Source organism: Brevibacterium siliguriense, assembly GCF_900105315.1.
Lineage (GTDB): Bacteria > Actinomycetota > Actinomycetes > Actinomycetales > Brevibacteriaceae > Brevibacterium > Brevibacterium siliguriense.
In genome coordinates this window covers 3,327,247-3,342,260 of record NZ_LT629766.1, presented here as the reverse complement: position 1 = coordinate 3,342,260, position 15,014 = coordinate 3,327,247, and the positions used below count along the sequence as shown (strand labels likewise).

Genomic DNA, 15,014 nt, shown 5'->3' with positions numbered 1-15,014 from the left:
GGGCACTCTTTCGATCCTAGAGAAGAGAGAAGGAAGCGATGGAAGCCAAGGCTAAGGCGCGGTACCTGCGCGTTACGCCTCGCAAGGCTCGGCGCGTCATCGACCTCATTCGTGGTCAGCAGGCGACCGAAGCACTTGCAGTGTTGAAGTTTGCAGAACAGTCGGCATCAGATCCGATTTACAAGCTCGTGGCCTCCGGCATCGCCAATGCGCGTGTCCGGGCCGACGAGGAAGGGCTTGCGTTCGACGAGAACGAACTGGTCATCTCCGAAGCCTTCGTGGATGAGGGGCCGACCATGAAGCGGTTCCGTCCGCGTGCCCAGGGTCGTGCATTCCGCATCGAGAAGCGCACCAGCCACGTGACAGTCGTCCTGGCCAGCGGTGACGACCTGCCTCAGCGCAAGAGCCGGAAGGGGAACCGCTAATGGGCCAGAAGATCAATCCGAATGGATTCCGACTCGGAATCACCACGGATCACAAGTCGAAGTGGTTCGCTGACTCGACCAAGCCGGGGCAGCGCTACAAGGACTACGTGCTCGAAGATGTCAAGATCCGCCAGATGATGAACACCGGCCTCGAACGGGCCGGCATCTCGAAGGTCAACATCGAGCGCACGCGTGACCGTGTTCGCGTCGACATCCACACCGCACGTCCGGGCATCGTCATCGGCCGTCGCGGAGCCGAAGCAGACCGCATCCGCGGTCAGCTCGAAAAGCTCACCGGCAAGCAGATTCAGCTCAACATCCTTGAGGTGAAGAACCCCGAGGTCGATGCACAGCTCGTCGCCCAGGGCGTTGCCGAGCAGCTCGCCAGCCGCGTGGCCTTCCGCCGTGCGATGCGCAAGGCGATCCAGAGCGCTCAGCGCGCAGGTGCCAAGGGCATCCGCGTGCAGTGCTCCGGCCGCCTCGGCGGTGCTGAGATGAGCCGGTCCGAGTTCTACCGCGAAGGCCGTGTGCCCCTGCACACCCTGCGTGCGAACATCGACTTCGGCGTTCACGAAGCCCACACCACTTTCGGACGCATCGGCGTCAAGGTGTGGATCTACAAGGGCGACATGACCGACAAGGAACTTGCTGCCGAGCAGGCCAAGGCTCCTGCTGCTCGTGGTCCGCGTGGCCGTGGGCGCGGTCGTGGAGGCCGCGGACGTGGTCAGGAAGGCGCACCGCGCCGAGGCGACCAGGCCCGTAATACTGAGAACAGTGCCGAAGCCCCCGCGGCTGAGGCCGGATCGGAGGGCTGAGAAATGCTGATCCCTCGTCGAGTGAAATTCCGCAAGCAGCACCACCCCAACCGGGGCGGCGCTGCCAAGGGAGGCACGACGGTGTCCTTCGGTGACTACGGCATTCAGGCTCTCGAGCCCGCTTATGTCACCAACCGTCAGATCGAGGCCGCACGAATTGCCATGACGCGCTACATCAAGCGCGGTGGCAAGGTGTGGATCAACATCTACCCTGATCACCCGCTGACGAAGAAGCCTGCCGAAACCCGCATGGGTTCCGGTAAGGGATCGCCCGAGTGGTGGATCGCCAATGTCAAACCCGGTCGAGTCATGTTCGAACTCGGCGGTGTGTCCGAGGAAGTTGCTCGCGAGGCCCTGCGCCTGGCGATCCACAAACTTCCGCTGAAGGCCCGTATCGTGGCCCGCGAAGGTGGTGAGTGAGAATGGCTATCGGTTCGAAGAACCTTTCCATCGACGCGCTGGACGGTTACGACAACGAGCGTCTGCAAGAAGAGCTCAAGAAGGCCAAGGCCGAGCTGTTCAACCTGCGTTTCCAGTCGGCCACCGGTCAGCTGGAGAGCCACGGACGCCTCAAGGCCGTGCGTCGCGACATCGCTCGTATCTACACCGTGCTCAACGAACGGGAGCTGGACATCCGTCCGAACCCCGCTGATGCCAAGGAAGAGAGCAAGTGATGGCGGAGACCACGAATACCGAGGCCACTGCTGCGGAACGCAACTCCCGCAAGACCGCACGTGGTTACGTTGTATCCGACAAGATGGACAAGACCATCGTCGTCGAGGTTGAGGAGCGCATGAAGCACCGCCTCTACGGCAAGGTCATGCGCAAGTCGGTCAAGTACAAGGTTCACGACGAAGAGAACACCGCCGGTATCGGCGACCTCGTCCTCGTGGCCGAGACGCGGCCGCTTTCGGCCGCGAAGCGTTGGCGGCTCGTCGAAATCATCGAACGCGCCAAGTAGTCAACGCCACCCCACCCACCCGGTCCCGCCCGCGGCCTCCTGCAGGCCGCGGGCGGCTACCGGGAACGGGGTGAAATGTCAATGAATACGTTCCGCAAGGCTCGCGCGTCAGGCGTGAGAACCAGCGCGACGACAGGAGAAAATAGTGATTCAGCAAGAGTCGCGACTCAAAGTCGCCGACAACACTGGCGCCAAGCAGATCCTGGCAATCAGGATCCTGGGTGGCTCCGGTCGGCGCTACGCCTCGATCGGTGACACCATCGTGGCAACCGTCAAGGATGCAATCCCGGGCGGCAACGTGAAGAAGGGTGACGTCGTCAAGGCCGTCATCGTTCGCACTGCCAAGGAACGTCGTCGTCCCGACGGCTCCTACATCAAGTTCGACGAGAATGCAGCTGTCATCCTCAAGAACGATGAGGAACCTCGCGGCACCCGTATCTTCGGACCCGTGGGACGCGAACTCCGCGACAAGAAGTTCATGAAGATCGTCTCCCTGGCACCGGAGGTGTTGTGAGCATGGCGAACAAGCTCAATATCAAGAAGGGCGACCTCGTCCAGGTCATCGCCGGCGCTCGGCAGTCCCGTGGTGGCGATCGTGGGAAGCAGGGCAAGGTTCTTGCCGTCTACCCCGAACGCAACCGCGTCCTCGTTGAGGGCGTCAACCGCGTGATCAAGCACAAGAAGGCTACGCAGACTCAGGCCGGCGGCACCGCTGGTGGCCGTGAGACCCACGAAGCCCCCATCCACGTGTCCAACGTGGCGCTCGTTGATCCCAAGGACAACAAGCCCACCCGCGTCGGATACCGCGAGGAGAGCGTCGAGCGCGACGGTCGCACCAAGACCATTCGGGTTCGCTTCTCGCGTCGCACCGGGGAGGAGATCTGATGACGGAAACAACCACCAGCCGTCCCGCACCGCGTCTCAAGCAGATTTACCGCGAAGAGATCGTTGCGAAGCTGCAGGAAGAGTTCAACTACGCCAACCCCATGCAGGTTCCCCGACTGACCAAGGTCGTCGTGAACATGGGTGTGGGTGACGCAGCACGCGATTCCAAGATGATCGAAGGCGCGATCAACGACCTGACTCTGATCACCGGTCAGAAGCCTGTCGTGACACGTGCCCGCAAGTCCATCGCACAGTTCAAGCTGCGCGAAGGTCAGCCCATCGGCGCTCACGTCACCATGCGCGGAGCCCGGATGTGGGAGTTCATCGACCGCGTCATCACTCTGGCACTGCCGCGTATCCGCGACTTCCGCGGACTCTCGGATCGTCAGTTCGACGGAAACGGTAACTACACCTTCGGCCTCACGGAGCAGTCCATGTTCCACGAGATCGACCAGGACCGGATCGACCGTGTCCGCGGTATGGATATCACCGTCGTCACCACCGCGGCAACCGACGACGAGGGACGTGCACTGCTGCGTCACCTCGGGTTCCCGTTCAAGCAAAGATAATCTCTACGTTGCAGGTCCAAGCACAGTACGTGGGCGGAAACCGTAACGAGGAAGGGCAAGTGCCCAAATGACAATGACTGATCCAGTCGCAGATATGCTTACGCGTCTGCGCAACGCTAACTCGGCTTATCACGAGGACGTCAGCATGCCGTTCTCAAAGCTCAAGTCGAACATCGCCGAGATCCTCAAGACCGAGGGCTACATCACTGGCTGGAGCGTCGAAGACGCCGAGGTCGGCAAGACGCTGCTCCTGGACCTGAAGTTCGGACCCAACCGGGAACGTTCGATCGCCGGCCTGCGCCGTGTGTCGAAGCCGGGGCTGCGCGTCTACGCGAAGTCCACGAACCTGCCCAAGGTTCTCGGCGGCCTCGGCATCGCCATCCTGTCGACCTCGTCGGGCCTCCTGACGGACCGTCAGGCCGCCAAGAAGGGTGTGGGTGGGGAAGTCCTCGCCTACGTCTGGTAAAGGAAGGAGAGAAGAACATGTCACGTATTGGCAAGAACCCGATCTCCGTTCCCAGCGGCGTCGAGGTCAAGGTCGACGGCCAGGATGTCGCCGTCAAGGGACCTAAGGGCGAGCTGTCCGTCACCATCTCCGAGCCGATCACCGTATCGCTCGAAGACGGTGTCATCACAGTGGCCCGTCCGGACGAAGAGCGTGAATCGCGTTCGCTGCACGGATTGTCCCGCACGCTCATCAACAACATGATCGTCGGTGTGACCGAAGGCTACTCCAAGGCCCTCGAGATCGTCGGAACCGGTTACCGTGTCCTGGCCAAGGGATCGAACCTCGAGTTCGCCCTCGGCTACAGCCACCCGATCGTCGTCGAACCGCCGGAGGGAATCTCCTTCAGCGTCGACGGTCAGACCAAGGTCGCTGTCCACGGAATCGACAAGCAGCTCGTCGGTGAGACCGCTGCGAACATCCGGAAGCTGCGCAAGCCCGAGCCTTACAAGGGCAAGGGTGTGCGTTACGCCGGCGAAATCGTCCGTCGCAAGGTCGGAAAGGCTGGTAAGTGAAGATGGCCTTTGGCAAGAAGGAAAGCTACGGCAAAGGCAGGGCAGCTGCTCGCAAGCGTCGTCACGCTCGTCTGCGCAAGCATGTCAGCGGCACGACCGAGCGCCCTCGCCTCTCAGTGACGCGCTCCACGCGCCACGTCTTCGTCCAGGTCATCGACGACACCGTCGGCAAGACCCTGGTCTCGGCCTCCACCATGGAAGCCGACCTGCGGACATTCGAAGGCGATAAGACCGGCAAGGCCCGCAAGGTGGGCGAGCTGGTTGCTCAGCGCGCAAAGGACGCCGGAATCGACTCCGTCGTCTTCGACCGTGGAGGCAATGCCTACCACGGCCGTGTGCAGGCAATCGCCGAAGGTGCCCGTGAAGGAGGATTGGCCCTATGAGCACAGAAGAGAACAAGGAACAGCAGGAGACTGCTGAGACCCGCACCGACAACAACGGTGACCGTTCCTCCCGTGGCCGCGGCCAGGGCGGTCAGGGTCGCGGACGCGGCGAAGGCCGTGGACGCGGCGGTCGCAACGACCGTGAAGACAAGAACCAGTTCATCGAACACGTCATCACGATCAACCGCGTGTCGAAGGTCGTCAAGGGCGGACGTCGGTTCTCCTTCACGGCTCTCGTCGTGGTCGGAGATGGCGACGGCATGGTTGGCATGGGCTACGGCAAGGCGAAGGAAGTTCCTGCCGCCATCGCCAAGGGTGTCGAGGAAGCGAAGAAGAACTTCTTCCGCGTTCCCCGCATCCAGAAGACCATTCCGCACCCGATCCAGGGCGAGGAAGCCGCAGGCGTCGTCCTGCTGCGTCCGGCCGCTCCTGGTACCGGTGTCATCGCCGGTGGACCTGTTCGTGCGGTCCTCGATGCGGCAGGCGTCCAGGACGTCCTGTCCAAGTCGCTGGGCTCGGCGAACGCGATCAACATCGTGCACGCCGCGATCACCGCACTGAAGGGCCTTGAGCGTCCGGAAGAGGTTGCGGCTCGCCGTGGCCTGCCCGTCGACGAGGTTGCTCCGCACGCTTTGCTGCGAGCAGCTGCTGAAAGTGGGGCGAAGTCCTGATGGCAAAGCTCAAGATTACTCAGCGCAAGTCCGCAATCGGATACCGGCAGAACCAGCGCGACACGCTGCGTTCGCTCGGTCTCAAGCGGACCAACGACGTTGTGGTGCAGGAAGATCGCCCAGCGATCCGGGGTATGATCAACACTGTCCGCCACATCGTGACTGTGGAAGAGGTCGATTGATATGTCGAACAACGACTCGCTGAAGCTGCACGATCTGCGCCCCGCCCCCGGAGCCAAGACCGCCAAGACCCGCGTCGGTCGTGGTGAGGCTTCGAAGGGCAAGACGGCCGGACGCGGAACCAAGGGCACGAAGGCCCGTTACCAGGTTCCGCACGGCTTCGAGGGCGGCCAGACCCCGATGCACATGCGTCTGCCGAAGCTGCGCGGATTCAAGAACCCTGCCAAGGTGGAGTTCCAGGTTGTCAACCTCGACAAGCTGTCCAGCCTGTTCCCCGAGGGCGGAGACGTCACCGTCGCCGATCTCGTGGAGAAGGGCGCTGTGCGCGCTAAGCAGCCCGTCAAGGTTCTCGGCACGGGTGAGATCACCGTGGCGCTGAACATCACTGCAGATAAGTTCTCCGGCTCTGCAGCCGAGAAGATCAAGGCTGCAGGCGGAAGCGCCAACGAGGCCTGATCCGTTCCACCCGGAACGGTTTCCCGGCTTCTGCGCTGGTAAGGGGCGGTCACTTCGGTGGCCGCCCCTTTCTGCATCCCGCAGCACCGGGCCTGAGACCTCTCCGGTGCCTCCCGGAACACAGCCTGAGAGTACTCCGGACGAGGCTTCGCCGGTTTCGGCCTGGGGGGCATACCCTGATAGTCTTTTGCAGGTATTTGTCTCAATCGCCAGGTCGCGACCACGACTCTGACTTTTTCATCCCCCAACGAGGAGGACGCTTGATCGGCGCAATCCGGAGGGCCTTCAGAACGCCCGACTTGAGGAAGAAACTCCTCTTCACCCTGGGCATTCTTGTCATCTTCCGACTCGGCTCGTTCATTCCCTCGCCTGGCATCGACTACACCAAGGTGCAGGAATGCGTGGCTTCGCCTCAGCTCAATGAGGGCGGATTCGCAATGATCAACCTCTTCAGCGGCGGCGCGCTGCTGCAGCTGTCGATCTTCGCCCTGGGCATCATGCCGTATATCACCGCGAGCATCATCGTCCAGCTCCTGCGCGTGGTCATTCCCCGCTTCGAAGCCCTCCACAAGGAAGGTGCCTCCGGTCAGGCGAAGCTGACCCAGTACACCCGCTACCTGACCATCGGTCTAGCAGTCCTCAACTCGACGACCCTGGTGGCGACCGTCCGCTCCGGCGCACTGTTCGGCGACGTCCAGAACTGCCAGGACCTCATCGCCAACGACACCTGGTGGGGCATCGCAGTCCTCGTCCTCACTCTGACCGCAGGCACCGGCCTGATCATGTGGCTGGGCGAGCAGATCACCGAGCACGGTGTGGGCAACGGAATGTCGCTGCTCATCTTCACCTCCGTCGCCTCCGCCTTCCCGTCCTCTCTCGGCGCGATCTTCCGCGAGCAGGGCGTCGACATCTTCCTCATCGTGATGGCGGTCGGTCTCGTCCTCGTCGCCCTCGTCGTATTCGTCGAGCAGTCGCAGCGTCGAGTTCCCGTCCAGTATGCCAAGCGCATGGTGGGCCGCCGGATGTTCGGCGGAACCTCGACCTATATCCCGATCAAGGTGAATATGGCCGGTGTCATCCCAGTCATCTTCGCCTCCTCGGTGCTCTACCTGCCGAGCCTGATCTCGCAGTTCTTCGATCCCGAGTCGAAGTGGGTCGAATGGATCAACACCTACTTCACTCGCGGTGATCACCCGATCTACATCACCGTCTACGCACTGCTGACGATCTTCTTCGCCTACTTCTATGTCGCCATCACCTTCAACCCGGAAGAGGTGGCGGACAACATGAAGAAGTACGGCGGCTTCATCCCAGGTATCCGTGCCGGTCGCCCGACCGCCGAATACTTGAGCTACGTACTCAGCCGCATCAACTTCCCCGGCTCGCTCTACCTTGCCTTCGTCGCCCTCATCCCGCTGATCGCGCTGGTGCTCATCAACGCCAACCAGAACTTCCCGTTCGGCGGCACCTCCCTGCTGATCGTCGTCGGTGTCGGCCTCGAAACGGTCAAGCAGATCGACGCGCAGATGCAGCAGCGCCACTATGAGGGCCTGCTGCGCTGATTCGACCGGACGCTGACGTTCAGCGGACATCCCATTGGAAGGACACCTTATGAGTTCACGCATCATCCTGATCGGCCCTCCCGGCGCCGGCAAGGGCACCCAGGCTGCACGCCTGTCCGAGGCGCTCGGCGTCCCGGCCATCTCGACCGGAGACATCTTCCGCGCGAATGTGAAGGGTGAGACGGAGCTGGGCAAGCTCGCCAAGCGCTATATGGACGCCGGAGAGTACGTACCCGACGAGGTCACGAACTCCATGGTCGCCGATCGCCTGGCCCAGGATGATGCTGCCGATGGGTTCCTCCTCGACGGTTATCCCCGCACGAGCGCTCAGGTCGATGAGCTCGACAGGATCCTCGCTGCCGAGGACAAGTCCATCGAACACGTCGTCGAACTCACGGCCGACACCGACGAGGTCGTCGCCCGTCTGCTCGCCCGTGCTCAGACCGACGGCCGCAGCGACGACAGCGAAGACGTCATCCGCCACCGCCTCGACGTCTACGAAGAGCAGACGCAGCCGCTGACCGATATCTACCGCAGCCGCGGACTGCTGCGCCAGGTGGACGGACTGGGCGAGGTCGAGGACATCACCGAACGCATCCTGTCGACCATTCGATGATCTTCGGACCTCGTATCGAGCTGAAGACTCCCGCGGAGCTTGAGCTCATGCATCGGGCCGGGCAGCTGACACGCAAAGTGCTGACAGCGGCCCGGTCCGCGGCCGTTCCCGGGGCCAGCACCGCCGAGGTGGACGCCGCCGCCGAAGCCGTCATCGACTCCGCCGGCGCCCGCTCGAACTTCAAGGGGTATCAGGGATTCCCCGCGGTCGTGTGCATCTCCGTGAACGAGGAGATCGTCCACGGCATCCCGGGCTCCCGTGTCCTCGAAGCCGGGGACATCGTCTCAATCGACGGCGGTGCGATCGTCGAAGGCTTCCACGGAGACTCGGCACTGACGATGATCGTCGGAGGCGACGAAGCCGGCACAGCCGCCGATCGTGAGCTGTCAACCGCCACCGAGGCGGCCATGTGGGCCGGCATCGCAGCGTTCGCAACAGGCACGAAGGTCAGCGACATCGGAGACGCCATCGATGACTTCGTCTCGGAGTCCTACCCTCATCTGGGTCTCGTCGAAGAGTTCACCGGCCATGGCATCGGCACCTCGATGCATATGGCCCCCGAGGTGCTCAACTACCGTGCGCGTTCGAACGGCCCCAAGATCAAACCCGGCATGTGTCTGGCGATCGAGCCGATGCTCACCACCGGCGGTGCGGATACACGCACGCTCGCCGACGACTGGACGGTCGTGACAGCGGATGGTTCACGAGCGAGCCATTGGGAACACAGCGTGGCTCGCCATGGTGGGGGAGTCTGGGTACTCACGGCCGCCGACGGGGGTGCGGCCGGGCTGGCACCGTTCGGAATCACTCCCGTGCCTCCGAAGGGCGCCTGAGGGGAGAATTCAGGTCGCCGGCATCGGCCTTCTCAGGGCGGATCTGCCGACGAAATAGACTGTGGCGAAAGTCCCGGATGCCGCCATCAACCCGAGTGCGAACATCCACGTTGCGGTCTCGCCGATGGTGAATCCGAAGATCTGGAAGGTGCAGAAGGCGATGAAGGCCGTGAGGGCTCCCGCCAGCAGTCCGGATGCGCGGGACGTCTGGTACGCACGCTGATCGATTGAGTGCTTCTCGACATCCATGTCGCGGCTCCTCGTCGCTTCTCTGCGATCGCGGTATCCTCGGCACTGATCCTTGTGCTGTCACCGTAAGGTCTGGCCATAACGAGTGTCCACGATGTCCCGAAACGTCGGGCAGATGTGGGCGATCGGTACCGGATGACGCGGATCGGCTTCGACGTGATGTCTGCTTTCGGGTGTCTGCAGGCGAACGGATCGGGCGGGTCTCCGTCGACCGCCTGAGCGAGCACATCCTCTCGGACTTCGGAGACATCGTCGGCGATCATGTCTTTCCGGACTATGAGGGCCACTTCCACGCCATCATGTATTCCGTTTCAGAAGCCGAGCGCGGTCTGCGCGACCGACTGCAGTGCATCGTCCGCAGCCGCCGGATACAGGCAGCTCCGACCGGGAATCCTCAGCGGCTTCGCGGACCGAAGCATCCAGCTCATTGCGCGGCTGCCCGAGATCCCGGCTCCCAGCTGGTCCGAGGCACTCGTTGACGGCAGCCACCCCTGCCGTGCGGTTCTGCGCTCTGATGCGACAGTGCAACCTCGAATACCATCTGCGCTTCGACCAGCAGATCCGCGAGTGCGCGGCAGCCAGTTCCTCCTTCGGCCTCATCGAATGGCTGCCGGAGCACTGAGGCGCCGAAGGAGGAAGGTCTTCGGCGCGAGGCTCAGAGAATCCGGGCGATCCTTTCGACCGCTTCGATGAGGAGCGGACGGGGGAGGGCGAAGTTGAACCGGATATGACCGGCCCCGACCTCACCGCACAGCCGTCCTTCGGTCACGGCCACCTCGGCGCGGGATCGGATGAGATCGGACAGCCCCGACTCCAGGCCATAGCCCCGGAGATCCAACCATGCCAGGTAGGTGCCCTCGGGCTCGATATAGGTGGCACTCGGCAGCAGTGAGCCGACGAGATCGGTGAAGTGGTCGCGATTTCCCTTGAGATAGCCGTTGACTTCGCTCAGCCAGTCATTCCCACGCGTATACGCTGCTGTGGTCGCGAGGATCCCCGGGTTCGACGCAGCGCCGGAGACGAACTGTCCCTTCTCTGCCCAGACCTCACGGTCGGTGGGGGAGGTGAGGATGAGCTGGGCGCATTTGAGACCGGGGATGTTGAAGGCCTTCGACGCGGCTGTCGCGGTGGCGGTGTGTGCGGCGGTCGCCTCGGTGAGAGTGGCATAGGGGATGTGTCGCGCGGGCGCATAGACGACAGGAGCATGGATCTCATCGGAGAACACCCGGGCGCCGACCGCCTCGACGACGTCGGCGAGGGCGATCAGCTCTGCTTCGGTGTAGACCTTGCCGATCGGATTGTGGGGGTTGCACAGGACGAACGTCGCGCCGGGGGTCAGCGCGGAGGCGATGGCGTCGAGGTCGAGGGACCAGCCGCTCTCCGATCGCAGCATCGGGACTTCGATGAGCTCACGACCGGTCACCCGAGCGACGTCGAAGAACGGCATATAGGCCGGTGTCGGCAGCACGATCGGAGTGTCTGGCGGGGTGAGGTGGGTGAGCACGCCGAGGAAAGCAGCCAACACATCACTGGCCGGTTCGATGTGGCCGACCGGGATCTTCCAGCCGAATCGCTCCGAACAGAAGCTCGAGGTCGCCGTTCTGAGGTCGGCGACGAGATCGGCGGGGGCATAGCCGTAGAGGTCGCGATCGTCGATGGTCTGCAGAGACTGACGCACCGCGGGAGTGACCCCGAAGTCCATCTCGGCGATGAAGGCGCCGATGGAGCCGGGGAACGACGACCACTTTCGGCCGCCCTTGGCAACCAGGGACTCCTCGGTGATGGCATCGAAATCGGACATCTCTGTACTCCTCTTTGGGGACTGCGTCGGGTGCGGTTCTCACGCTAGCAGTCGCGGCTGCACCGGTGGGGTCGAACTGTCGTCGGAGGTCATGCGAACAGCGGGCCGCCTCGGCGAGGATGGGATTGTAAGGGACTTCACGCTCAGAAGCGAACACTGTGTGGAAGAATCTTTCTCCGTAGTGTAGGGTTGATGATTGGTCTGTTCTCATTCAACTCACCCTTTTTCAGTTGTGGGCGGCTTCTGCCATCCACTTCTTTTCATGTGGTGACGAGGATTGCAGGCCGAGGGGTCACCGGCATTGAGCCGGTGATACACGATTACGTCGAACGCGAAGGATTCGCGGGAATACGAGGTTAGCGAACGATATGGCCAAAAAAGAAGGGGTCATTGAGATCGAAGGCACCGTTGTCGAGGCTCTGCCGAACGCATCGTTCCGGGTTGAGCTGAGCAACGGGCACAAGGTGCTCGCACATATCTCCGGAAAGATGCGTCAGCACTATATCCGCATCCTTCCCGAGGACCGGGTCATCGTGGAGCTGTCTCCATACGATCTCTCGCGCGGACGAATCGTTTACCGCTACAAGTAAGGATCTTCGATCATTCGCGTCCTGTCCTTCCGGGCAGAGACCGAAAGAAGGAAAAACGATGAAGGTTAAGCCCAGCGTCAAGAAGATCTGCGAGAACTGCCAGATTACCCGCCGTCACGGCCGGGTCATCGTCATCTGCTCCAACCCGCGCCACAAGCAGCGCCAGGGCTGAGCAGCTCGTTCTGAGCAGATCGAGGCTCCTCCGAGAGGGGCTTCAGCAGCACCACACCCGCGCAAACCTCGCCATCTGCGTTCGGATCCATGGGAAGGGATAGCTTCCGTGGGGCGGACACAGGACGATACCTCCGGTCGGGGGCCGGAGACCTTGGGAGACCAAGGACAGGTTTGCATCAGCACCTCCGAAACAACAACAGGAGACAGTACCCATGGCACGACTTGCCGGAGTCGACATCCCGCGTGAAAAGCGCGTGGAAGTCGCCTTGACTTACATCTATGGTGTGGGCCGCACCCGTGCGCGCCAGACCCTGACCGAAACGGGAATCAGCCCTGATACCCGTGTGAAGGACTTGAGCGACGCAGAGCTCGTCCAGCTGCGTGACTACATCGAGGGCACATTCCAGGTTGAGGGTGACCTCCGTCGTGAGGTGGCCGCCGATATCCGCCGCAAGGTCGAAATCGGAAGCTATGAAGGCCTGCGTCACCGCCGCGGTCTGCCGGTTCGCGGTCAGCGGACCAAGACGAATGCGCGTACCCGCAAGGGACCCAAGCGCACCGTGGCCGGTAAGAAGAAGTAACACGCTCACCCGGTTGGCTGAGGCCAACCACCTCGATCAGGAGTAGGACATATGCCTCCCAAGTCACGCGCCGCTACAGTGCGCAAGCCTCGCCGCAAGCTGAAGAAGAATATCGTTGCCGGCCAGGCTCACATCAAATCAACCTTCAACAACACCATCGTGTCGATCACCGATCCGACCGGTGCTGTCATCTCCTGGGCCTCCTCAGGTGAGATCGGCTTCAAGGGTTCGCGCAAGTCGACCCCGTACGCCGCTCAGATGGCTGCTGAATCGGCTGCTCGCCGGGCACAGGAACACGGCCTGAAGAAGGTCGACGTGTTCGTCAAGGGACCGGGCTCGGGCCGCGAAACGGCTATCCGTTCGCTGCAGGCCGCCGGCCTGGAACTGGGAACCATCCAGGATGTCACCCCTGTTCCGTTCAACGGCTGCCGTCCCCCCAAGCGCCGCCGCGGCTGATCCTTCCGTGGAACTGCAACGGATGACGGGCATCAGCCCGACATCGGTCGCAGAACGGATTCCCAGATAACCCGAACCGTTCTTCATGGCCTCGAGGCCATGACGTGCAGTGCGAACGTCATATAGCGGATGTTCGCTGAAAGGAAGCCCACGTGCTCATTGCACAGCGCCCAACGCTCACGGAAGAAGTCGTCTCCGATAACCGCTCACGGTTCGCCATCGAACCGCTCGAGCCAGGATTCGGCTACACCCTCGGCAACTCGCTTCGCCGGACCCTGCTGTCCTCGATCCCTGGTGCCGCCGTCACATCCATCCGGATCGACGGAGTGCTCCACGAGTTCAGCACCGTGCCGGGAGTCAAGGAGGATGTCACTGAGTTCATCCTCAACCTGAAGTCCCTGGTCGTATCGTCCGAATTCGACGAACCGGTCGTCGCCTACCTGCGCAAGCAGGGACCTGGCACCGTGACCGCTGCCGATGTCTCTGCTCCTGCTGGGGTCGAGATCCACAATCCGGACCTGCACATCGCCACGCTGAATGGTGAGGGACGTCTGGACATGGAACTGACCATCGAACGTGGACGCGGATACGTTTCGAGCGCTCAGAACAAGAACGCGGACGCAGAGATCGGCCGGATCCCGGTCGATTCGATCTACTCTCCGGTTCTCAAGGTCACCTACAAGGTCGAAGCCACGCGTGTCGAACAGCGCACCGACTTCGATCGTCTGGTCCTCGACGTCGAAACCAAGCCCTCGATGACTCCGCGCGATGCCATCGCATCTGCGGGCAAGACCCTGGTCGAACTCTTCGGCCTGGCGCGAGAGCTCAACGTCGAAGCTGAAGGCATCGAGATCGGTCCCTCGCCTGTGGACGCGGCACTGGCCGCCGACCTGGCGCTGGCGATCGAAGACCTCGACCTGACCGTGCGCTCCTACAACTGCCTCAAGCGCGAAGGCATCCACACCGTCGGTGAGCTCGTTGCTCGCAGCGAAGCCGACCTGATGGATATCCGCAACTTCGGTTCGAAGTCGATCGACGAGGTCAAGGCGAAGCTCAACGAGCTCGGCCTGAGCCTCAAGGACAGTCCTGCCGGGTTCGAAGCCGGCCTCGTTGATGAGGACCAGTCCTACGTCGAAGACGAACAGTACTGATTAAGACCTAGGAGTAATTGACAATGCCAACCCCAACCAAGGGCCCCCGCCTCGGCGGATCGCCCACACACGAGCGCATGATGCTCAACAACCTGGCAGCCCAGCTGTTCGAGCACAAGCAGATCAAGACGACCGTGACCAAGGCCAAGCGCCTGCGTCCGGTTGCCGAGCGCATGATCACGAACGCCAAGAAGGGTGACCTGGCCGCACGTCGTCGCGTGCTCGGCCAGATCTCCGACAAGTCGATCGTGCACGAGCTCTTCACCTCGATCGCCGAAACGATGGCCGAGCGTCCCGGTGGATACACCCGTATCACCAAGATCGGTCCCCGCCCCGGCGACAACGCCCCGATGGCCGTCATCGAACTGGTCCTCGAGCCCTACTCGCCGAAGCAGGCAACCGTGAAGGAAGCCGAGCAGGCTGCCGCTGCTGCGGCGGCCCCGGCAGAAGAGGCACCGGCTGATGCAGAGGTCGTCGACGAGGCTCCGGCCGAAGACGCCGCTGTCGAGGCAGACGCTGTTGAAGCTGAGGCCGTCGAGGCCGACGCCGAGACCGCTGAAGAGTCCTCCGAGGCTGCCGAGGAGAAGTAAGCTCCTCGACCGACGTCCGGCCTGGTTCCACCAAGCCGTAAGTCGC

The 15,014-nt window shown here is 62.5% G+C and carries 27 protein-coding genes; 25 read left to right on the top strand and 2 right to left on the bottom strand.

Annotated features, from left to right (window positions below; all coding sequences use genetic code 11):
* Nucleotides 1-38: 38 nt before the first annotated feature.
* The 17 genes from rplV (at nucleotide 39) to map (ending at nucleotide 9,376) form a co-directional block, all read left to right on the top strand.
* Entirely contained in the window at nucleotides 39-425 is a 387-nt protein-coding gene (gene rplV, locus BLU88_RS14995; RefSeq protein WP_092015655.1) for a 50S ribosomal protein L22, read from the top strand.
* Nucleotides 425-1,240, top strand: a complete 816-nt coding sequence (gene rpsC / locus BLU88_RS14990) for a 30S ribosomal protein S3 (RefSeq protein ID WP_039206332.1) — start codon at nucleotides 425-427, stop codon at nucleotides 1,238-1,240. Before rplV ends, rpsC begins: the two co-directional genes overlap by 1 nt.
* A gap of 3 nt (nucleotides 1,241-1,243) precedes the next feature.
* Nucleotides 1,244-1,660, top strand: a complete 417-nt coding sequence (rplP, locus tag BLU88_RS14985; protein WP_025777924.1) for a 50S ribosomal protein L16 — start codon at nucleotides 1,244-1,246, stop codon at nucleotides 1,658-1,660.
* Between the two features lie 2 nt (nucleotides 1,661-1,662).
* Nucleotides 1,663-1,914 carry a 50S ribosomal protein L29 gene (gene rpmC / locus BLU88_RS14980; RefSeq protein ID WP_025777923.1) on the top strand — a complete coding sequence of 84 codons (252 nt, stop codon included), beginning with the start codon at nucleotides 1,663-1,665 and terminating at the stop codon, nucleotides 1,912-1,914.
* A complete protein-coding gene (gene rpsQ / locus BLU88_RS14975; protein ID WP_092015652.1) occupies nucleotides 1,914-2,201 on the top strand; it encodes a 30S ribosomal protein S17 in 288 nt (95 codons plus the stop codon). Before rpmC ends, rpsQ begins: the two co-directional genes overlap by 1 nt.
* A gap of 145 nt (nucleotides 2,202-2,346) precedes the next feature.
* Complete coding sequence (gene rplN, locus BLU88_RS14970) at nucleotides 2,347-2,715, top strand: 50S ribosomal protein L14 (RefSeq protein WP_025777921.1); 369 nt, start codon at nucleotides 2,347-2,349, stop codon at nucleotides 2,713-2,715.
* Between the two features lie 2 nt (nucleotides 2,716-2,717).
* Nucleotides 2,718-3,086: a 50S ribosomal protein L24 gene (rplX, locus tag BLU88_RS14965; protein ID WP_092015649.1), complete on the top strand. Its 369-nt coding sequence runs from the start codon at nucleotides 2,718-2,720 to the stop codon at nucleotides 3,084-3,086.
* Nucleotides 3,086-3,655: a 50S ribosomal protein L5 gene (rplE, locus tag BLU88_RS14960; RefSeq protein ID WP_092015646.1), complete on the top strand. Its 570-nt coding sequence runs from the start codon at nucleotides 3,086-3,088 to the stop codon at nucleotides 3,653-3,655. The genes rplX and rplE overlap by 1 nt, the downstream gene beginning before the upstream one ends.
* A 67-nt stretch (nucleotides 3,656-3,722) precedes the next feature.
* Entirely contained in the window at nucleotides 3,723-4,121 is a 399-nt protein-coding gene (gene rpsH / locus BLU88_RS14955) for a 30S ribosomal protein S8 (protein WP_025777918.1), read from the top strand.
* A gap of 17 nt (nucleotides 4,122-4,138) precedes the next feature.
* A complete protein-coding gene (rplF, locus tag BLU88_RS14950) occupies nucleotides 4,139-4,675 on the top strand; it encodes a 50S ribosomal protein L6 (protein ID WP_092015643.1) in 537 nt (178 codons plus the stop codon).
* A gap of 2 nt (nucleotides 4,676-4,677) precedes the next feature.
* Nucleotides 4,678-5,058 (top strand): 50S ribosomal protein L18, encoded by a 381-nt coding sequence (gene rplR, locus BLU88_RS14945; RefSeq protein ID WP_092015640.1) that lies wholly within the window; start codon nucleotides 4,678-4,680, stop codon nucleotides 5,056-5,058.
* Complete coding sequence (gene rpsE, locus BLU88_RS14940; protein WP_092015637.1) at nucleotides 5,055-5,729, top strand: 30S ribosomal protein S5; 675 nt, start codon at nucleotides 5,055-5,057, stop codon at nucleotides 5,727-5,729. Before rplR ends, rpsE begins: the two co-directional genes overlap by 4 nt.
* Entirely contained in the window at nucleotides 5,729-5,911 is a 183-nt protein-coding gene (rpmD, locus tag BLU88_RS14935) for a 50S ribosomal protein L30 (protein ID WP_092015634.1), read from the top strand. Before rpsE ends, rpmD begins: the two co-directional genes overlap by 1 nt.
* A 1-nt stretch (nucleotide 5,912) precedes the next feature.
* Nucleotides 5,913-6,365, top strand: a complete 453-nt coding sequence (gene rplO, locus BLU88_RS14930; protein ID WP_025777913.1) for a 50S ribosomal protein L15 — start codon at nucleotides 5,913-5,915, stop codon at nucleotides 6,363-6,365.
* A 260-nt stretch (nucleotides 6,366-6,625) separates the two neighbouring features.
* Complete coding sequence (secY, locus tag BLU88_RS14925) at nucleotides 6,626-7,927, top strand: preprotein translocase subunit SecY (protein WP_092015631.1); 1,302 nt, start codon at nucleotides 6,626-6,628, stop codon at nucleotides 7,925-7,927.
* A 49-nt stretch (nucleotides 7,928-7,976) separates the two neighbouring features.
* Nucleotides 7,977-8,543: an adenylate kinase gene (locus BLU88_RS14920; protein ID WP_092015628.1), complete on the top strand. Its 567-nt coding sequence runs from the start codon at nucleotides 7,977-7,979 to the stop codon at nucleotides 8,541-8,543.
* Entirely contained in the window at nucleotides 8,540-9,376 is an 837-nt protein-coding gene (gene map, locus BLU88_RS14915; protein ID WP_092015624.1) for a type I methionyl aminopeptidase, read from the top strand. Before BLU88_RS14920 ends, map begins: the two co-directional genes overlap by 4 nt.
* A gap of 9 nt (nucleotides 9,377-9,385) precedes the next feature.
* Here map and BLU88_RS14910 read toward each other — a convergent pair whose 3' ends face one another.
* On the bottom strand, nucleotides 9,386-9,625 hold the full coding sequence (locus tag BLU88_RS14910) for a hypothetical protein (RefSeq protein WP_092015621.1): 240 nt from the start codon (nucleotides 9,623-9,625) through the stop codon (nucleotides 9,386-9,388).
* 173 nt (nucleotides 9,626-9,798) lie between these two features.
* Here BLU88_RS14910 and BLU88_RS14905 point away from each other — a divergent pair, with 173 nt between their 5' ends.
* Together BLU88_RS14905 and BLU88_RS18185 are read left to right on the top strand one after the other, a co-directional pair.
* A complete protein-coding gene (locus BLU88_RS14905) occupies nucleotides 9,799-10,104 on the top strand; it encodes a hypothetical protein (protein ID WP_092015618.1) in 306 nt (101 codons plus the stop codon).
* Complete coding sequence (locus BLU88_RS18185; protein WP_157689149.1) at nucleotides 10,101-10,247, top strand: hypothetical protein; 147 nt, start codon at nucleotides 10,101-10,103, stop codon at nucleotides 10,245-10,247. Before BLU88_RS14905 ends, BLU88_RS18185 begins: the two co-directional genes overlap by 4 nt.
* A gap of 33 nt (nucleotides 10,248-10,280) precedes the next feature.
* Here BLU88_RS18185 and BLU88_RS14900 read toward each other — a convergent pair whose 3' ends face one another.
* Nucleotides 10,281-11,426: a MalY/PatB family protein gene (locus tag BLU88_RS14900; RefSeq protein ID WP_092015615.1), complete on the bottom strand. Its 1,146-nt coding sequence runs from the start codon at nucleotides 11,424-11,426 to the stop codon at nucleotides 10,281-10,283.
* Nucleotides 11,427-11,794: 368 nt separating this feature from the next.
* On the opposite strand from BLU88_RS14900, the gene infA reads away from it, so the two are divergent.
* The 6 genes from infA (at nucleotide 11,795) to rplQ (ending at nucleotide 14,968) form a co-directional block, all read left to right on the top strand.
* A complete protein-coding gene (gene infA / locus BLU88_RS14895; RefSeq protein ID WP_009379245.1) occupies nucleotides 11,795-12,016 on the top strand; it encodes a translation initiation factor IF-1 in 222 nt (73 codons plus the stop codon).
* Nucleotides 12,017-12,074: 58 nt separating this feature from the next.
* Nucleotides 12,075-12,188: a 50S ribosomal protein L36 gene (gene rpmJ / locus BLU88_RS14890; RefSeq protein WP_009884960.1), complete on the top strand. Its 114-nt coding sequence runs from the start codon at nucleotides 12,075-12,077 to the stop codon at nucleotides 12,186-12,188.
* Between the two features lie 214 nt (nucleotides 12,189-12,402).
* Nucleotides 12,403-12,771, top strand: a complete 369-nt coding sequence (rpsM, locus tag BLU88_RS14885) for a 30S ribosomal protein S13 (protein WP_025777905.1) — start codon at nucleotides 12,403-12,405, stop codon at nucleotides 12,769-12,771.
* A 51-nt stretch (nucleotides 12,772-12,822) separates the two neighbouring features.
* Entirely contained in the window at nucleotides 12,823-13,227 is a 405-nt protein-coding gene (rpsK, locus tag BLU88_RS14880) for a 30S ribosomal protein S11 (protein WP_025777904.1), read from the top strand.
* 152 nt (nucleotides 13,228-13,379) lie between these two features.
* Complete coding sequence (locus BLU88_RS14875) at nucleotides 13,380-14,378, top strand: DNA-directed RNA polymerase subunit alpha (RefSeq protein ID WP_025777903.1); 999 nt, start codon at nucleotides 13,380-13,382, stop codon at nucleotides 14,376-14,378.
* A 23-nt stretch (nucleotides 14,379-14,401) separates the two neighbouring features.
* Nucleotides 14,402-14,968, top strand: coding sequence for a 50S ribosomal protein L17 (rplQ, locus tag BLU88_RS14870; RefSeq protein ID WP_092015612.1), 567 nt, complete (start codon nucleotides 14,402-14,404; stop codon nucleotides 14,966-14,968).
* Nucleotides 14,969-15,014 lie beyond the last annotated feature (46 nt).